Raw genomic sequence first — 15,721 nt, forward strand, 5'->3', positions numbered from 1 at the left:
CCCCCCTTGTGGGGGAGATGTCCGGCAGGACAGAGGGGGGTATTCCAAGCAATACGCCCGAGATTCTCCCAAAGTGGAGGTCCCGTTAGATGCAAACCAACTTCACCCTGACCCAACTCCTCGACCCTGATGTCGCCGAATCCGAGCAGATCCTGCGTAAATGTGTTCATTGCGGCTTCTGCACCGCCACCTGTCCCACCTATGTGACGCTCGGCAACGAGCTCGACAGTCCGCGCGGCCGCATCTACCTGATCAAGGACATGCTGGAAAACGGCCGGCCCGCCGATGCAGAGGTCGTCACTCATATCGACCGCTGTCTCTCCTGTCTTGCCTGCGTCACCACCTGTCCCTCCGGCGTCGATTACATGCATCTGGTCGATCACGCCCGCGCCCATATTGAAAAGACCTACAAGCGCCCGTTCATGAACCGGCTGACGCGCGCCATTCTTGCCGCCGTGCTGCCCTATCCCGGCCGTTTTCGGCTGGCGCTCAATCTCGCCCGCCTCGGCCGGCCCTTCGCCGGCCTGATGCGCGGTGGCGCGCTGAAACCCTTCGCTGCCATGCTGGCGCTTGCGCCGCGGCGGATCCCGGCCGCTTCGGACTTTGCAAAGCCCGGCACGTATCGGCCCGAGACGGAACGGCGCGGCCGAGTGGCGATGCTTTCCGGCTGCGCCCAGCCGGTGCTCGATCCCGGCATCAACGCGGCGGCGATCCGCCTGCTGACGCGGTTCGGCGTCGAGGTCGTGATCCCGGAGGGCGAGGTCTGCTGCGGCTCGCTGGTGCATCACATGGGCCGCGCCGAACAGGCGCTCGAAAGTGCCCGCGCCAATGTCGATATCTGGACGCGCGAGATCGACGGGCAGGGCCTCGACGCGATCATCATCACCGCTTCGGGCTGCGGCACGACGATCAAGGATTACGGCCATATGCTGCGCCTCGATTCCGCCTATGCCGCAAAGGCGGCCAGGGTCTCGGCGCTGGCCAAGGACGTCACCGAATATCTGGCAACCCTCGACCTGCCGGCGCACACGCCGAAGGGCATCACCGTCGCCTATCATTCCGCCTGCTCCATGCAGCACGGCCAGCGCATCACGCTCGCGCCGAAGCAATTGCTGAAAGCGGCGGGCTTTACGGTGCGCGATCCGGCGGAAGGTCATCTCTGCTGCGGTTCCGCCGGCACCTACAACATCATGCAGCCGGAGATCTCGGCCGCGCTGAAGGCGCGCAAGGTCAAGAACATCGAGGCCACCAAGGCCGATATCATCGCCACCGGCAATATCGGCTGCATTACCCAGATCGCCACCGGCACCGGCATGCCGATCCTGCATACGGTCGAGCTTCTCGATTGGGCCTATGGCGGCGCTGTGCCGGAAAAATTAACAGGTTTGCCGTTAGGCTGAGACCTATTACAGCGCCGCGCATCTTTTCGAGAGCCGCAAAGGACGCTGTCTCGGGAGGTTAAGCGATGTGGCGTGGAATGATCGTATTTGCGGGACTGCTCAGTACGGCAGGCACTGCCCATGCTGACAGTCGTTTTTTCTGTTCTGCCGATGACAAGGAAGCGCGCTTCACGGTCGAAAGCGGTTTCGAAAGCGCTGCCGGCCACAAGCTCAACCATTTCCGCGGCGCGCTGATCGTCAAGGATCTGGCCCAAGAGGCCGTATTCGGAAAACGTGTCTTCGAATCGCAGCACCTGACCAACCATTGGTCACGTGACGGCGAACTGCTCATGGAAGTCTTCGACGGCGGCGAAGATGACACCGGTGGAGCAACGCTGGATCTGGTGGTTGTCGCCGGCGAGCGCGGCAAGCCGGCGGCAAATTTCAGCGGCAGCTATTCCCTGACGATCGAAGGCGGTGAAAAACCCTATGCCGTCGAGGGCAAGGTCAGCTGCGGCACCAAATAACACTGCAGCTGAAATTTGTTACCAGTGGAACGAAACGCCGACGTTGACGGCATTCGTGAAGATATTGGTCTTCAGGTCCACGCCGCTATCGATCGGAACGTCGATGCGCGAATAAGTGCCCTTGTATTCGACGAAGGTCGACCAGCGCTCGGTCACCTTGAAGTCGACGCCGGCCTGGGCCTGCAGCGTCACGCCGCCGAATTCGTAGGCCCAGGTCTTGCCCTCGGGACGAATCACTTCGACATGCGGAATGTTCACGCCGATACCGGCGCCGAGATAGGGCGTCCAGCGGCGGGCCGGATCCTGGAAGCGGTAGAGACCGTTCACCGTGATGAGGTTCAGGCCGTCGGTGAATTCGAAATGCGACCAGCCGGCCTTGGCCAGCGTATCGTCGTCGGCATAGACCTTGTCATGGGTAAAATCGAGCGAGATGCCCCAGTTCGGCTTGTTGAAGTCCTCGAGCCACCAGGTGACGCGGGCGCCGTAATAAGGCGGGCTGCCGAAGGACTTGCCTTCCCAGCCGGCGGTGAAACTCGTGCCGTCCGAAAGATCGACACCGCTATGCGGTGCGGTCTGGTAGCCGCCGTAAATGGAGAATTGCAGGTCTTCCGCCGAGGCGGAAACTGCCGAACAGATGGTAAAAAACGCGATGCCCGCAAACAGGGAAGCGGAGGAACGCAGCGCAGATGTCATTGAATAGCCCCGATATAAATATGTCGACTCTTAGGCACGTGTGCCAGCTTTTGGCCGCAAAGTCTAAGCAAAACAAAAGGCGCGTCAAATTGCGCCTTTCGTTTTTTTGGTAAGTGTTGCTCAGCCGCCAAACATCGTGCGCAGCACGTCGATGCCCCTGTCCTCGAACGCCACCTTGCCCTGCCTGTTGCCGGGGCCGATGACGATCACCTTGGTGCCGACGGAGGCGCGATCGTAAAGATGCATGACGTCGGCGTTCATCATGCGGATGCAGCCGGAAGACATGTTGAGGCCGATCGTCCAAGGCTGGTTGGTGCCGTGGATGCGAAAGATCGTGTCGCGGCCGCCCTGGTAGAGATACATGGCGCGGGCGCCGAGCGGATTGTCCTCGCCGCCTTCCTGGAAAGCGGGAATAATATGTCCCTTGGCGGCTTCGCGGCGGCGCATCTCGGCCGGCGGCGTCCAGCTCGGCCATTCGGCCTTGCGGCCGATCTTGACGACCCCCGACCAGCCGAAGCCGTCGCGGCCGACGCCGATGCCGTAGCGGGTGGCGCGATTGTTGCCTTCGACGAGGTAGAGATATTTGTTGTTGGTATCGATGATGACGGTGCCGGCGGCTTCCGTCGTGACCAGGCGCACTTTCTTGCGCTTGAACTGCGGCTTCACATATTTCGGCATCTGCGCCACGCGCACGATCTGCGCCGGGCGCCGTGCATTGTCGGACGCGGAGCCGGCGGGTGCAGCAAAGGCGGATGTGGACATCAAGGACAGGACAAGTCCGGCAGCAGCCAGACCCGGCATTAGTTTGATCATGATCGATTCCCCTCAAGCAAATCCGCTCGAAGCTACATGAACTTTTGCCCGATTCAAGATCGGTGTTGCCGGATAAAGCATTTTTGGAGAAGGGGAGCCGGATGTTCTTTCGGCTCCTACTGCATAATTTATTCTTAAATCGGAATCGACTTAAGGAAAAATTATGCAGCATTTTAGCGGGTTACAGCGCTCTTTGCGTATCAGAAAGGACGCGCGGCGCTGTAAGTATTGCGCCGCCGTTACATGACGATGACGCGGGTCCCGACATTGACGCGGTCGTAGAGGTCGACGACGTCTTCGTTGCGCAGGCGGATGCAACCGGAGGAAACGGCGCTGCCGATCGACCAGGGCGCGTTGGTGCCGTGGATGCGGTAAAGCGTCGAGCCGAGATACATGGCGCGGGCGCCGAGCGGGTTTTCCGCCCCGCCGTCCATGCGCGCCGGCAGGTAATGGCCCTTGGCGGCTTCGCGGCTGATCATCTCGGAAGGCGGCGTCCAATCCGGCCATTCGGTCTTGCGGGTGATTTTGTGGGCGCCTGCCCATTCGAAGCCCGGCTTGCCGACGCCGGCGCCGTAGCGCCGCGCCTTGCCGCCTTGCATCACCAGATAGAGGAAGCGGTTGTTGGTATCGATGACGATCGTGCCGGGCTTTTCCGTGGTGTCGTAATCGACCATCTGCGGCAGGTATTGCGGCTCGATCGGACGGCGGATCGACGGGATGCCGGGATTGATCGCCGAAACGGTCTGCGGTGACACCTGCGGCGCCCGACGGATGATCCGGCGCTGGAAAAGGCCGCGCTGCTGCGGCTGGACGACCGGCCGCTGATAGACGACGGGACGAACCCTGCCGCCGCCCAGCTGGTTGATCCAGGGTGCGGTCAGATCGGGGCTCAGCACAACGGGCGGGCGGGTGGCGTAGCGGTCGTCTGCAATGGCGGCCGTGGAGAAAATGCCGAAAAGGGCTGCGGCAAGAACAAGCTGTTTCATCATCGGACGAACTCTCTACAAATGACCGAAAATGCGCTGGCGGAACATGTCCGCCGGGGCGGAGATGTTCCGCCCGGGAAAGACGCTGCCACTCAATCCGCCAGCGAATGGTAAAGATCGATTCACGAAAAGCCGACCGACCGGATAAACTTTTCGTCAGGGTTACCGTTCGGTTTGGAAAGACGGTTTGCAAATGGTAAAGCCGGAATCATGAGCAGAGAACGAAGCGGATCCCCGCAGAATGAAGGATCATGAGCGCGACAGGCATCATCATCGGCGAGGATGGCAGGAGCCGCTGCCACTGGCATGCCAATCTGCCCGATTATCTCCGGTATCATGACGAGGAATGGGGCCGCCCCGTCACCGATGATATCCGCCTCTTCGAGAAGATCTGCCTCGAAGGCTTCCAGTCCGGCCTTTCCTGGCTGACGATCCTGCGCAAACGCGAGAATTTCCGCGCCGCCTTTTCAGGTTTCGATTTCGAAAAGGTCGCTCTCTTCGGTGAAGGGGACGTCGCTCGCTGTCTTGCCGATGCCGGCATCATCCGCCATCGCGGCAAGATCGTCTCGACCATCAACAATGCCAAACGCGCAATCGAGCTCAAGGACGAATTCGGCTCGCTCGCCCATTATTTCTGGCGCTACGAGCCCGGCCATAACGAGCGGCCGGCGGTGGTCGACCGCGAGCATCTCGTCGCCAATCCGACGACGCCGACATCGGTGGTGATTTCGAAGGATCTGAAGAAACGCGGCTGGACCTTTGTCGGCCCGACCACAGTTTATGCTTTCATGCAGGCGATGGGTCTCGTCAACGATCATCTGGAAGGCTGCTTCTGCCGGCCCGAGGTCGAGGCGATGCGCACCGCTCTGGTTCGCCCATGAAAGATCATTCCGTGAGAACACTGATCGCCGCCGCTGCCCTTTTCCTCCTGACCGTCTCCGCCATGGCGCAGACGCCGCAGCTCGACCCCGGCGAGAAGCTGGAGAAGCTGCAATTCCCGGCCGTCACCATGCAGTTGAAGGGCTGGACGAAATTCGGCAATGGCCATGTCTATACGCTGCCGGTGCGCGCCGGCCAGCACCTGAAGATCAGCTTTTCGACGAAAAGCAAATTTGCCTTCCTGGCGATTTTCGACCTGTCGAAACCCGATGACGAGGCCTTCTTCGGCACCGACGAGGACGGCATGAGCTTCGAGACGACGATCAAGGAAAACGCCACCTGGCTGCTGCGTCCCTATTATTCCAAGGTCTCGCCGCGCCGTGGCCTCGGCGCTCCTTTCAGCATCCTGATCGAGCCGCTGGCGGCTGCCCCGCAGCCGCCGAAACCGCCGGCCGAGCCGGAGCGCCCGTCGCTCTTTCCAAAGGCGCCGGCCAAGCGGTGAGCTAAGAGCTGCAAGCGCAGCTTGGCAGCTTACGAGAGCCGGTCGATCAGGTCGCGCAATTCGCCGAGGTGGTCGATCTTGCGGAAGCGCGGCGCCTCTTTCGGCTCGTCCACATGTTCCAACACCCAGGTCAGTTCGTGCGGCACGAAGACGCCGTAGCTGCCGGCGGCGATCGCCGGCACGATGTCGGACTTCAGCGAATTGCCGACCATCATCGCCCGTTCCGGCCCGTCGCCGACCTTGGCGAAGATGCGGCGATAGGTGACGGCCGTCTTGTCGGAGACGATCTCGATGGCATCGAAGAAGTCGCCGAGCCCGGACTGGGCAAGCTTGCGCTCCTGGTCGAAGAGATCGCCCTTGGTGATCATGACAAGCAGATATTTGCCGGCAAGCGCTTCCAGCGTGTCGCGCGCATGCGGCAGGGTCTCGACCGGATGGTTGAGGAGGTCGCGGCCGGTATCGAGGATCTTGGCGATCACGCTGGCCGGCACCTTACCCTCGGTAATCTCGATCGCCGTTTCGATCATGGACAGCGTAAAGCCCTTGATGCCAAAGCCATAGTGGCGAAGGTTGCGTTTTTCGGCCTCCAGCAGCCGCTCGGAAATCTTCGGGCCTTCGGCGAAGTCCGCAAGAAGCTCGGTAAAATGGGCTTCCGTCAGTCGGTAATATTGTTCGTTCTGCCAAAGTGTGTCGTCGGCATCGAAGCCGATCGTCGTCAGTGCTCGCGTCGTCACATGCGCACCTCTTGAAATATGGCCGGCAATCTACCGGCCGCCTGTGTCGAGACAAGGGCGTCAACTTCCGATGCGACAAGGCTTAGTGTTGAAAAGCGCCGTCGTCGCACTACATCGAATCGGCCTCACTCAGCAGCCAGCCACGGCTGTGCCTGTCGCGCGCAGGCCAATAATCAAAAAATGAAGTTCTTGAGTTCGCAAGCCCTCTTGCGCCAGACACAAAGGAATTTTTTCACCATGCGTTACAATCAACTCGGAAATACGGGACTTTTCGTCTCGGAAATCTGCCTTGGCACGATGACCTTCGGCGAAGCCAAGCAAGGCAGCACCTGGGGCGCCATCGCCGACGTCGACCAGAATGCCGCCGACCGGATCGTCGAGCGCTCGCTTGCATCCGGCGTCAATTTCATCGACACGGCCGACGTCTATTCATTTGGCGAGTCCGAAAGGTTGCTCGGCCAGGCGCTGAGGAACCTCGACGTGCCACGCAAGGACGTCGTCATTGCCACCAAGGTCTACGGCGTCATGGGCGACAAGCCGAACGACCGCGGCGCCTCGCGCGGCCACATCATGGATTCGGTCGAGGCGAGCCTCAAGCGCCTGCAGACCGATCATATCGACCTCTATCAGATCCACGGGACCGATACGGTGACGCCGATCGAGGAGACGCTGCGCGCCTTCGACGATCTCGTTTCCCGCGGTCTCGTGCGCTATATCGGCGTCTCCAACTGGCAGGCCTGGCGCATTTCCAAGGCGTTGGGCCTCTCCGAACGCCGGAGCTTTGCCCGTTTCGAAACCGTGCAGGCCTATTACTCCATCGCCGGCCGCGACCTCGAACGCGACATCGTGCCGATGATGCAGGAGGAGAAGCTTGGCCTGATGGTCTGGTCGCCGCTCGCCGGCGGTCTGCTCTCCGGCAAGTACGGTCCCGGCGCGCCCGGCAATGGTGAAGGCCGCCGCGCCAGTTTCGATTTCCCGCCCGTCGACAAGGACAAGGCTTGGGCCTGCGTCGCCGTCATGCGCGAAGTCGCCGAAAAACACGGCGTCAGCGTCGCCACCGTGGCGCTCGCCTATATCCTCGCCAAGCCTTTCGTCACGACAGTCATCATCGGCGCCAAGCGTGTCGACCAACTCGACCAGAACCTTGCCGCCGTCAAGCTGAAGCTTGATGAAGACGATATCAAGAAGCTCGACGAGGTAAGCGCGCTTGCGCCCGAATATCCGGGCTGGATGCTGGCGCGACAGGGCGCCGGCCGTCGTCCAGCCGATTTCGAGCCGAAGGACTGAGATCTCATAAGTCTTGGGGAACGCCGGACATCCGGCGTTCCCCTTTTCATCAACGATCGGCTACTTGCCGTGGGCCTTGAGCCAGGCGTTCATCTCGGCGATCTCGGTTCGCTGTGAATGTCGGCTGCAACCAAATACTGCCGGCGGTCATATCCGGATCACCAGCCGGCAATGACCTTGTGCTCGATCCTATAATCGTTGCTTTCTTCGCCGAGCGGCACGACCGGCCATGTCCAGGCCGCTTTTGCCGGCGGCGGCAAAACGCCGTGCAGCAGGTCGGCCTCTTCATGCGTCTTGCCGTTGCGGTCGATGACGGCATAGGCGATGTCGGTTACTAGGCAGTTGCGGCAGGGAAGCCCCGCAAGTCCGGTCAGATGTGCCGTGATCAGCCTTTCCACCGTGTCTTCAGGCATTCGCCCGGCCTCGGCCTCATGGCGCCGTTTCACGCCGCGACCGATCTGCGACAAGAGGTTGGCGGAAACCACGAAGTCGAGATAGGGCACGCCGCGCAGGAAGCCGAGCGGTTCGGGCTCGCGGCCGGCGGCAAGTTCATCATAGCCGGAGAGATCGCGCTCGATCAGCCGGACGTTGCGATAGAATTTGGCCGACAGCCACAGGCGCACCGAGGCGAGATGAACGAGATCGACCAGGACGACGGTGTCGAAATCCCGCGCCAGCACTTCGATCGGCACGTCGCGCAACAGGCCGGAGCCGAGGACGACGGCGGTCCGCTTCTGCCTGAGGTCGGCCGCTGCTGCCAGGATCGCCTTCCGGCTCATCTCCTCATGTTCGGCCCAATCCGCCGCACAGCGCCCGGCCCGCGACCAGAGATTGACGGAATAGCGGATGAACTTTCGACACGGCTTGCCGGTCAGCGGCAAGGTCGCGGCATAGAGAAGCGCCTCAGTGATCATGAGCATATCCGCATTTCTGGTGGACGCCTCTTCGTTCAATCGATTCCGGTCTTGAGATCAAGGGCCTTCGCCCTTGCCGCTCCCCGCCCAATCCGCTAGGAAACCGCCACTGTCACAGTCAGTGGAATTCCCGGAAATGAACGACAAGCAGAAGAAACCGCAAAAGCTCAAGGCCCGCCTGCCGCGCGGCTTCGTCGACCGCACGGCCGGTGATATCCGCGCCGTCAACGAGATGACGGCAAAGATCCGGGAAGTCTATGAGCATTATGGTTTCGATCCGCTCGAAACGCCGCTGTTCGAATATACCGATGCGCTCGGTAAGTTCCTGCCCGACAGCGACCGGCCGAACGAAGGCGTGTTCTCGTTGCAGGACGATGACGAGCAATGGATGTCGCTGCGTTACGACCTGACGGCGCCGCTCGCCCGTCACGTCGCCGAGAATTTCAACGAGATCCAGCTGCCCTATCGCACCTATCGCGCCGGCTACGTCTTCCGCAACGAGAAGCCGGGCCCCGGCCGCTTCCGCCAGTTCATGCAGTTCGATGCCGATACCGTCGGTGCGCCCGGCGTCCAGGCCGATGCCGAAATGTGCATGATGATGGCCGATACGCTGGAAGCCCTCGGCATCAAGCGCGGCGATTACCTCATCCGCGTCAATAACCGCAAGGTTCTGGATGGCGTGCTCGAAGCGATCGGTCTCGGCGGCGACGACATGGCCGGCCAGCGGCTCAACGTGCTGCGCGCCATCGACAAGCTCGACAAGTTCGGCCCGGAGGGCGTGGCCTTGCTGCTCGGTCCCGGCCGCAAGGATGAATCCGGCGACTTCACCAAGGGCGCCGGTCTCGATCAGGAGCAGATCGACAAGGTGCTGTTCTTCGTCGGCATCAAGGACTATGCCGAAAGCGCTCAACGCCTCGCCGAGCTGGTTGCGGGAACCGCCAGGGGTGGCGAAGGCGTCGAGGAGCTGAATTTCATCGGTGCGCTGGTTACCAGCGCCGACTATGGCCCTGACCGCATCAAGATCGACCCCTCCGTCGTTCGCGGCCTCGAATATTATACAGGCCCGGTCTATGAGGCCGAACTGACCTTCGACGTCACCAATGAAAAGGGCGAGAAAGTCGTCTTCGGTTCGGTCGGCGGCGGCGGCCGTTATGACGGCCTCGTCTCCCGCTTCATGGGCCAGCCGGTGCCGGCGACCGGCTTTTCGATCGGCGTCTCCCGGCTGATGACGGCGCTGAAAAACCTCGGCAAGCTCGGCGCCAGCGAAGTCATCGAGCCGGTGCTGGTGACCGTCATGGACGGCGATGTCGAGGCGATGGGCCGTTATCAAAAGATGACGCAGGAACTGCGCGCCGCCGGCATCCGCGCCGAGATGTTCCAGGGCAACTGGAAGAAGTTCGGCAATCAGCTGAAATATGCCGATCGCCGCGGCTGCCCCGTCGCCATCATCCAGGGCGGCGACGAGCGCGCCGAAGGCGTGGTGCAGATCAAGGATCTGATCGAAGGCAAGCGGCTCTCCGGCGAGATCGAGGACAATGCCAGCTGGCGCGAAGCGCGCGTGGCGCAGGAAACGGCGCCGGAAGCCGACCTCGTCGCCAAGGTGAAGGAGATCCTTGCTGCGCAGGCCGAGGATCGGAAACGGGCGGCCTACGGCTTCGCACTTCCATATGATCCCGCCCAAGTCGGTGACACTGATGAGAACGCTTGAGAGGAATCTCCCCTTCTCCCCTCGGGGAGAAGGTGGCCCGAAGGGTCGGATGAGGGGGCATCACGGCAGAAGCTGTCCTTCGCTCGCCGCTCAGGACATTCGTCGTTTACACTCCTCATCCCCCTCATCTGCCCTGTCGGGCATCTTCTCCCCGCTGGGGAGAAGAGGGAAGTCAAGCCAATGCCCCTGATCAATCTCCCCGAATTCGCCAACGACCTCATTGCCGAATTCATCGAGCGCAACGCCGAGCGCATCGATACGCCTGTCATTCAGCCGGCCGAACCTTTCCTTGATATTGCCGGCGAAGATCTGCGCCGCCGCATCTTCATGACGGAGAGCGAAACCGGCGCCAGCCTCTGCCTACGTCCCGAATTCACCATTCCCGTCTGTCTGCGCCACATCGAGACGGCGACCGGCACGCCGAAGCGTTACGCCTATCTCGGCGAGGTTTTCCGCCAGCGCCGCGACGGCGCCAACGAATTCTATCAGGCCGGCATCGAGGATCTGGGCGATATCAACCTGTCAAGCGCGGACGCCCGCGCTATCGGCGATGCCACCGGCATTCTCGCCCGCCTGCTACCGGGCCGGCGCTTAGCCGTGACATTAGGCGACCAGGCGGTGTTCGAGGCGGTCGTCCAGGCGCTCGGCCTGCCGCTCGGCTGGCAGAAGCGCCTGATCCATGCCTTCGGCAATATGACGCAGTTGGAGGCGTTGCTCGCCAGCCTTGTCAGCCCGCAATTCGTCACCGGGCTGGACGACGATATCGCCAGGCTTGTCGCATCGGGCGACGAGCAGGCGCTGGTCGCCCATCTCGAGCGCGAGATGCAGAAGACCGGCTATTCGACGAATGCCGGCCGCTCGGCCCTGGAGATCGCCCGACGGCTCAAGGAAAAGCTCATCCTGTCCGAAACGCGCCTCGACGATGCCGCCTTCCATGTGCTGGAAGAGTTCCTGTCGCTCGACGTGCCGCTCGTCAATGCGTCCGCGGCCCTTGCCGGTTTCGCCGATGCTGCCGGCCTCAAACTCGGCAACGCGCTCTCGCGCTTCAACGGCCGCGTCGCAGCACTTTCCAATGCCGGCGTCGATCTTTCCTGCCTCGACTATCGTGCCGCCTTCGGACGGCCGCTCGACTATTACACCGGCCTCGTCTTCGAGGTGACGGTCGAAGGTTCGACCGCGGTTCTGGCCGGCGGCGGTCGCTTCGACCGGCTCCTGACCTTCCTCGGTGCGACGGACCGCATCCCGGCCGTCGGCTTCTCTTTCTGGCTCGACCGCATCGAAACCGAAAGGGCAGCCGCATGACCATCACCATCGCGCTTCCCTCCAAGGGCCGGATGAAGGAAGACGCTTCGGCGATCTTCGAACGTGCCGGTATGACGATTTCTGCGGTCGGCAACGATCGCTCCTATCGCGGCCGCGTCGAAGGCTGGGACGATGTGGAAATCGCCTTCCTCTCGGCCTCCGAAATCTCCCGTGAAATCGGCAACGGCACCGTCGATTTCGGCGTCACCGGCGAGGATCTGATGCGGGAGGGTTTTGCCGAGGTCGACAAGCGCGTCGAATTCTGCGCCCGCCTCGGCTTCGGCCACGCCGATGTCGTCGTCGCCGTGCCGGAGATCTGGCTCGATGTCGACACCATGGCCGATCTCGTCGATGTCGCCGCCGATTTTCGCGCCCGCCACTCCAGGCGCCTTGCCATCGCCACCAAATACTGGCGGCTGACCCAGCAGTTCTTTTCGAGCCAGCACGGCATCCAGCTTTATCGCATCGTCGAAAGCCTGGGCGCCACCGAGGGCGCTCCCGCGGCCGGCTCGGCCGATATCATCGTCGATATCACCTCCACCGGCGCGACGCTGCGTGCCAACCACCTGAAGGTGCTCCAGGACGGTGTCATCCTGCATTCGCAGGCCTGCCTAGTGCGCGCCCGCAAGGAGAGCCACGCCGGCGAACCCGCCGTGCAGGCGATCATAGAGGCAGTGCGCGCCGCCCTCTGATCTCAGTCATAAGGCAAAAAGAAAACCCGCCGTCGGATGACGGCGGGTTCTGTATGTCTGGGAGGATGTCTGCTGGCGTTACGCAGCCGCGTAAGCGCCGCGGCGGGCGTCGAGCGAGTAGGCGCCTGCGCCATTGGTGGCGAGCATGATATAGGCGCCGGCGAGCGTGATGTTCTTCATGAGATTGACGAAGTTCAGGCCGTTGATCCAACCGTTGGCGGCAGCCGGGAAATCCGGAACGTTGACCGGCGCAAGGTGGAAGACGAGGCCGGTGAAAACACAGAAGACGGCAAGCAGCCAGCCGACGATGCGGACCTGGAAGCCGACGAGCACGGCAATGCCGGTTGCGAGCTCGAAGAGGCCGGCGAGATAGGCGAGCGCGGTGGAAGCCGGAAGGCCGGCGCCGGCGATCATGCCGGCGGTCGAGGCCGGATCGGTCACCTTGCCGAAGCCGGCAAAGATGAACATGAAGGAAAGAAGAATACGGGCAATCAGGATGATGACGTTGTTCGACATGGACGTTGTCTCCGTTTGAAGGACTCTGGAGATCTTGGTGCCCCGGCACCGGTTCGACCTCGGATGCCTCTATGTCGCTCTTTTCTCTTGTTGTGGAAAGATAAACGGAAGCGGACACTTCGTTCACTAATCCCGAACGATCTTTGCCGCTGCCGCCTGCTTGCCTTTGCCGAGCCCGGTTTTTATGGTCGGCGCCCAACATGGAGAATCCGATGGCAGATCTTTCCGCATTTCCGATCACGACGCGCTGGCCGGCTAAAAATCCCGATATTATCCAGCTCTATTCCCTGCAGACACCGAATGGGGTGAAGGTCTCAGTCGCCCTCGAAGAGCTCGGCCTTGCCTATGAGCCGCATTATATTTCCTTCGCCGCCAACGAGCAGAAGTCGCCGGAATTCGAATCCCTCAATCCGAACGGCCGCATTCCGGCGATCATCGATCCGAACGGGCCGGATGGGAAGCCGATCGGCCTTTTCGAATCCGGCGCCATCCTGCTTTATCTCGCGGAAAAAACCGGCAAGCTGATCCCTGCCGATGCCGCCGGCCGCTATGAAACCATCCAGTGGGTGTTTTTCCAGATGGCGGGCATCGGCCCGATGTTCGGCCAGTTCGGCCATTTCTACAAATTTGCCGCCGACAAGGTCGCCAACAATTCCTATCCAGTCGAGCGTTATCGCGACGAATCCAAGCGCCTGCTCGGTGTGCTTGAAGACCGGTTGAAGGGCCGCCAGTGGATCATGGGTGATCAGTACACGATCGCCGACATCACCACCTTCACCTGGGTTCGCGGTGCCGATATTTTCTATGGCGGCCGAGAGGTTCTCGAATACGCGAAATTCCCCGCCGTCTCGGATTGGCTGGAGCGCTGCATCGCTCGTCCGGCATGTGCCAGGGGTCTCAACATACCGGTCAAGCCGGAGTAACGAAAAGATAGCTGGAAAGTAGAAAGGCCGCCCTCGAGGCGGCCTATTATCTTGATTTCCGGCCTATCGCCGGCTTGTGATCAGCTTTGCGCCTTCCAGCTTGAAGCGCGGAAAGACGAAAACGCCGGCCATGCTGCCGCTGTATTTCTGCTCGAGACCATTGGACTCGCCCATGCAGAAGAGCGGCTGGCGAAAGCCGTTCGGCATGATGATTGTCGTCGAAAAACAGAAGGAGGAGCAGAGCGTCGCCGCCTGCTCGAACAGCTCCAATATGTGGCTGCAGTCCTTGGCATCATAGCAGCGGATCAGGCCGAGCAGCCCGCATTCCTGCGCGGTAAGGCCGTGCAGCATCGCGCTCCATTCGCCGAGACGGAGCATGCCGCTCGAAAAATCTCCAGTCCAGGCTTCGGAAACGGAAAACTGCGCCAACATCTTATGATTTTGATTGGCGTCATCAAGCGAGCCGGGTGTCAATGGTACGGCTGCATTGGCTCTGGCGATGTTAAACAAGGCGTTCCCCCGTTCGGATGCGGCTCCTCGGCCGCACGCTCGGCAAACACAAAGAAACAGGATCACGCAGCAGCGGGCATGATGCCCGCGCTTACCTCCGGCGACTATTGCCACGGCCATCTGGCCTCCGTAACCGGAGCCCCTCGAAGCCGATCTTTCACGTACAGCTCGGCGCTCCGGCCTCGTCTACTGGCGAAAAATCACGCCGGGCGCGCTTGAAGTGCAGCGCGGATTTATAGGAGCTTTTGGACAAACGGCAACGGCTTTTTAAGGGGTATTCGGACAGGCCTCTTTTCTTAGGATGTCTGCATCTTCGGCCTATTTCGCGAGAATTGGCATGGGAAGATCATCTTTGAGAGCGTTGCAAACGTTTTCACTCCACGTCAGGCCGGAAATCTTGCAGCAGCACTGTGATCTCTCGCATGTCGGCAGGCTGATAGATACGCAGGCAGCGCAAGTTTGGCGCAAGCTTCGCGCCCGGGGCCCGCAAGAGGGAGCTGGGTAAATGTTTCGTCGGCTATGCCAATCAGGCCTGGCGCACATCGAATCGCTTTTGACAAAAGAAAAGGGCGACCCGAGAGCCGCCCTTCCTGTTCCGGATGCCGGAATGGTAGTCAGTGATGGCTTTCGCCGATCACATCATGTCCATTCCGCCCATTCCGCCCATTCCGCCCGGCATGCCGCCGCCAGCCGATTCTTTCTTCGGCAGTTCGGCAATCATGGCTTCGGTGGTGATCAGCAGCGATGCGACAGAAGCAGCGTTCTGCAGCGCGGTGCGAACGACCTTGAGCGGGTCGACGATACCCATGGCGATCATGTCGCCATATTCGGACGTCTGGGCGTTGTAGCCGTAGTTGTCTTCGTTCTTGTCGAGGACCTTGCCGACAACGATCGAGGCTTCGTCGCCTGCGTTTTCAGCGATCTGACGAACGAGCGACTGCAGGGCGCGGCGAACGATGTTGATGCCGGCTTCCTGGTCGTCGTTTGCACCCTTGACGGTGATCTTCGTGGAGGAGCGGAGCAGAGCGATACCGCCGCCGGGGACGATGCCTTCCTGAACGGCAGCGCGCGTCGCGTTGAGCGCGTCGTCGATGCGGTCCTTCTTTTCCTTCACTTCGACTTCCGTCGAGCCGCCGACGCGGATGACGGCAACGCCGCCAGCGAGCTTGGCAAGACGTTCCTGCAGCTTCTCGCGGTCGTAGTCCGAAGTGGTTTCTTCGATCTGCGCCTTGATCTGGGCAACACGGCCTTCGATGTCGGTCTTGGCGCCCGAACCGTCGACGATCGTGGTGTTTTCCTTGGAGATCGAAACCTTCTTGGCACGGCCGAGCATGTCGAGCGTGACGGATTCGAGCT

At 61.3% G+C, this 15,721-nt stretch carries 17 protein-coding genes; 9 read left to right on the forward strand and 8 right to left on the reverse strand.

The window, feature by feature from the left end; all coding sequences use genetic code 11:
• Positions 1-89 precede the first annotated feature (89 nt).
• Positions 90-1,400 (forward strand): glycolate oxidase subunit GlcF, encoded by a 1,311-nt coding sequence (gene glcF / locus FY112_RS13015; protein WP_151518538.1) that lies wholly within the window; start codon positions 90-92, stop codon positions 1,398-1,400.
• Between the two features lie 65 nt (positions 1,401-1,465).
• Positions 1,466-1,906 carry a hypothetical protein gene (locus tag FY112_RS13020; protein WP_131710065.1) on the forward strand — a complete coding sequence of 147 codons (441 nt, stop codon included), beginning with the start codon at positions 1,466-1,468 and terminating at the stop codon, positions 1,904-1,906.
• 18 nt (positions 1,907-1,924) lie between these two features.
• Here FY112_RS13020 and FY112_RS13025 read toward each other — a convergent pair whose 3' ends face one another.
• From FY112_RS13025 to FY112_RS13035, 3 genes are all read right to left on the reverse strand, one after another.
• Positions 1,925-2,599, reverse strand: coding sequence for an outer membrane beta-barrel protein (locus tag FY112_RS13025; protein ID WP_131710064.1), 675 nt, complete (start codon positions 2,597-2,599; stop codon positions 1,925-1,927).
• A gap of 120 nt (positions 2,600-2,719) precedes the next feature.
• Positions 2,720-3,412, reverse strand: coding sequence for a L,D-transpeptidase (locus FY112_RS13030; protein ID WP_072639547.1), 693 nt, complete (start codon positions 3,410-3,412; stop codon positions 2,720-2,722).
• 239 nt (positions 3,413-3,651) lie between these two features.
• A complete protein-coding gene (locus FY112_RS13035; protein WP_151518539.1) occupies positions 3,652-4,401 on the reverse strand; it encodes a L,D-transpeptidase in 750 nt (249 codons plus the stop codon).
• Positions 4,402-4,649: 248 nt separating this feature from the next.
• Here FY112_RS13035 and FY112_RS13040 point away from each other — a divergent pair, with 248 nt between their 5' ends.
• Positions 4,650-5,279 carry a DNA-3-methyladenine glycosylase I gene (locus FY112_RS13040; protein ID WP_131630368.1) on the forward strand — a complete coding sequence of 210 codons (630 nt, stop codon included), beginning with the start codon at positions 4,650-4,652 and terminating at the stop codon, positions 5,277-5,279.
• On the forward strand, positions 5,276-5,779 hold the full coding sequence (locus FY112_RS13045; RefSeq protein ID WP_131630369.1) for a hypothetical protein: 504 nt from the start codon (positions 5,276-5,278) through the stop codon (positions 5,777-5,779). The genes FY112_RS13040 and FY112_RS13045 overlap by 4 nt, the downstream gene beginning before the upstream one ends.
• A 29-nt stretch (positions 5,780-5,808) precedes the next feature.
• On the opposite strand, the gene FY112_RS13050 is transcribed toward FY112_RS13045, so the two are convergent.
• A complete protein-coding gene (locus FY112_RS13050) occupies positions 5,809-6,513 on the reverse strand; it encodes an HAD family hydrolase (protein WP_027666553.1) in 705 nt (234 codons plus the stop codon).
• 237 nt (positions 6,514-6,750) lie between these two features.
• On the opposite strand from FY112_RS13050, the gene FY112_RS13055 reads away from it, so the two are divergent.
• The gene (locus FY112_RS13055; RefSeq protein WP_027666554.1) at positions 6,751-7,800 is read left to right on the forward strand and encodes an aldo/keto reductase; all 1,050 of its coding nucleotides are present in this window, start codon (positions 6,751-6,753) and stop codon (positions 7,798-7,800) included.
• Between the two features lie 158 nt (positions 7,801-7,958).
• On the opposite strand, the gene FY112_RS13060 is transcribed toward FY112_RS13055, so the two are convergent.
• Positions 7,959-8,720 (reverse strand): hypothetical protein, encoded by a 762-nt coding sequence (locus FY112_RS13060; RefSeq protein WP_077976631.1) that lies wholly within the window; start codon positions 8,718-8,720, stop codon positions 7,959-7,961.
• Positions 8,721-8,850: 130 nt separating this feature from the next.
• On the opposite strand from FY112_RS13060, the gene hisS reads away from it, so the two are divergent.
• From hisS to hisG, 3 genes are all read left to right on the forward strand, one after another.
• Positions 8,851-10,422, forward strand: a complete 1,572-nt coding sequence (hisS, locus tag FY112_RS13065; protein WP_151518540.1) for a histidine--tRNA ligase — start codon at positions 8,851-8,853, stop codon at positions 10,420-10,422.
• Between the two features lie 180 nt (positions 10,423-10,602).
• Positions 10,603-11,724, forward strand: a complete 1,122-nt coding sequence (locus tag FY112_RS13070; RefSeq protein ID WP_131630371.1) for an ATP phosphoribosyltransferase regulatory subunit — start codon at positions 10,603-10,605, stop codon at positions 11,722-11,724.
• On the forward strand, positions 11,721-12,416 hold the full coding sequence (gene hisG / locus FY112_RS13075) for an ATP phosphoribosyltransferase (protein ID WP_131619253.1): 696 nt from the start codon (positions 11,721-11,723) through the stop codon (positions 12,414-12,416). The genes FY112_RS13070 and hisG overlap by 4 nt, the downstream gene beginning before the upstream one ends.
• Positions 12,417-12,494: 78 nt before the next feature.
• Here hisG and FY112_RS13080 read toward each other — a convergent pair whose 3' ends face one another.
• Positions 12,495-12,932, reverse strand: a complete 438-nt coding sequence (locus tag FY112_RS13080; protein WP_011650625.1) for a DoxX family protein — start codon at positions 12,930-12,932, stop codon at positions 12,495-12,497.
• 212 nt (positions 12,933-13,144) lie between these two features.
• Between FY112_RS13080 and FY112_RS13085 the strand changes: the two genes are divergently transcribed.
• Positions 13,145-13,855, forward strand: coding sequence for a glutathione binding-like protein (locus FY112_RS13085; RefSeq protein WP_131619252.1), 711 nt, complete (start codon positions 13,145-13,147; stop codon positions 13,853-13,855).
• A 63-nt stretch (positions 13,856-13,918) separates the two neighbouring features.
• Here the strand turns inward: FY112_RS13085 and FY112_RS13090 are convergent, their stop codons facing one another.
• On the reverse strand, positions 13,919-14,365 hold the full coding sequence (locus tag FY112_RS13090) for a hypothetical protein (protein WP_131619251.1): 447 nt from the start codon (positions 14,363-14,365) through the stop codon (positions 13,919-13,921).
• A 634-nt stretch (positions 14,366-14,999) separates the two neighbouring features.
• On the reverse strand, positions 15,000-15,721 hold a 722-nt coding region (locus tag FY112_RS37685), incomplete at its 5' end, for a TCP-1/cpn60 chaperonin family protein (RefSeq protein ID WP_281408464.1).

The organism is Rhizobium sp. PEPV16 (genome assembly GCF_008919455.1).
Lineage (GTDB): Bacteria > Pseudomonadota > Alphaproteobacteria > Rhizobiales > Rhizobiaceae > Rhizobium > Rhizobium leguminosarum_Q.

Bases quoted from the DNA above. Each gene is read 5' to 3' on its own strand.
- hisS (WP_151518540.1), top strand. From the start codon at position 8,851: ATGAACGACAAGCAGAAGAAACCGCAAAAGCTCAAGGCCCGCCTGCCG.
- FY112_RS13085 (WP_131619252.1), top strand. From the start codon at position 13,145: ATGGCAGATCTTTCCGCATTTCCGATCACGACGCGCTGGCCGGCTAAA.
- FY112_RS13060 (WP_077976631.1), bottom strand. From the start codon at position 8,720: ATGCTCATGATCACTGAGGCGCTTCTCTATGCCGCGACCTTGCCGCTG.
- FY112_RS13080 (WP_011650625.1), bottom strand. From the start codon at position 12,932: ATGTCGAACAACGTCATCATCCTGATTGCCCGTATTCTTCTTTCCTTC.
- FY112_RS13070 (WP_131630371.1), top strand. From the start codon at position 10,603: ATGCCCCTGATCAATCTCCCCGAATTCGCCAACGACCTCATTGCCGAA.
- FY112_RS13030 (WP_072639547.1), bottom strand. From the start codon at position 3,412: ATGATCAAACTAATGCCGGGTCTGGCTGCTGCCGGACTTGTCCTGTCC.
- FY112_RS13035 (WP_151518539.1), bottom strand. From the start codon at position 4,401: ATGATGAAACAGCTTGTTCTTGCCGCAGCCCTTTTCGGCATTTTCTCC.
- FY112_RS13055 (WP_027666554.1), top strand. From the start codon at position 6,751: ATGCGTTACAATCAACTCGGAAATACGGGACTTTTCGTCTCGGAAATC.
- FY112_RS13045 (WP_131630369.1), top strand. From the start codon at position 5,276: ATGAAAGATCATTCCGTGAGAACACTGATCGCCGCCGCTGCCCTTTTC.
- hisG (WP_131619253.1), top strand. From the start codon at position 11,721: ATGACCATCACCATCGCGCTTCCCTCCAAGGGCCGGATGAAGGAAGAC.
- FY112_RS13025 (WP_131710064.1), bottom strand. From the start codon at position 2,599: ATGACATCTGCGCTGCGTTCCTCCGCTTCCCTGTTTGCGGGCATCGCG.
- glcF (WP_151518538.1), top strand. From the start codon at position 90: ATGCAAACCAACTTCACCCTGACCCAACTCCTCGACCCTGATGTCGCC.
- FY112_RS13040 (WP_131630368.1), top strand. From the start codon at position 4,650: ATGAGCGCGACAGGCATCATCATCGGCGAGGATGGCAGGAGCCGCTGC.
- FY112_RS13020 (WP_131710065.1), top strand. From the start codon at position 1,466: ATGTGGCGTGGAATGATCGTATTTGCGGGACTGCTCAGTACGGCAGGC.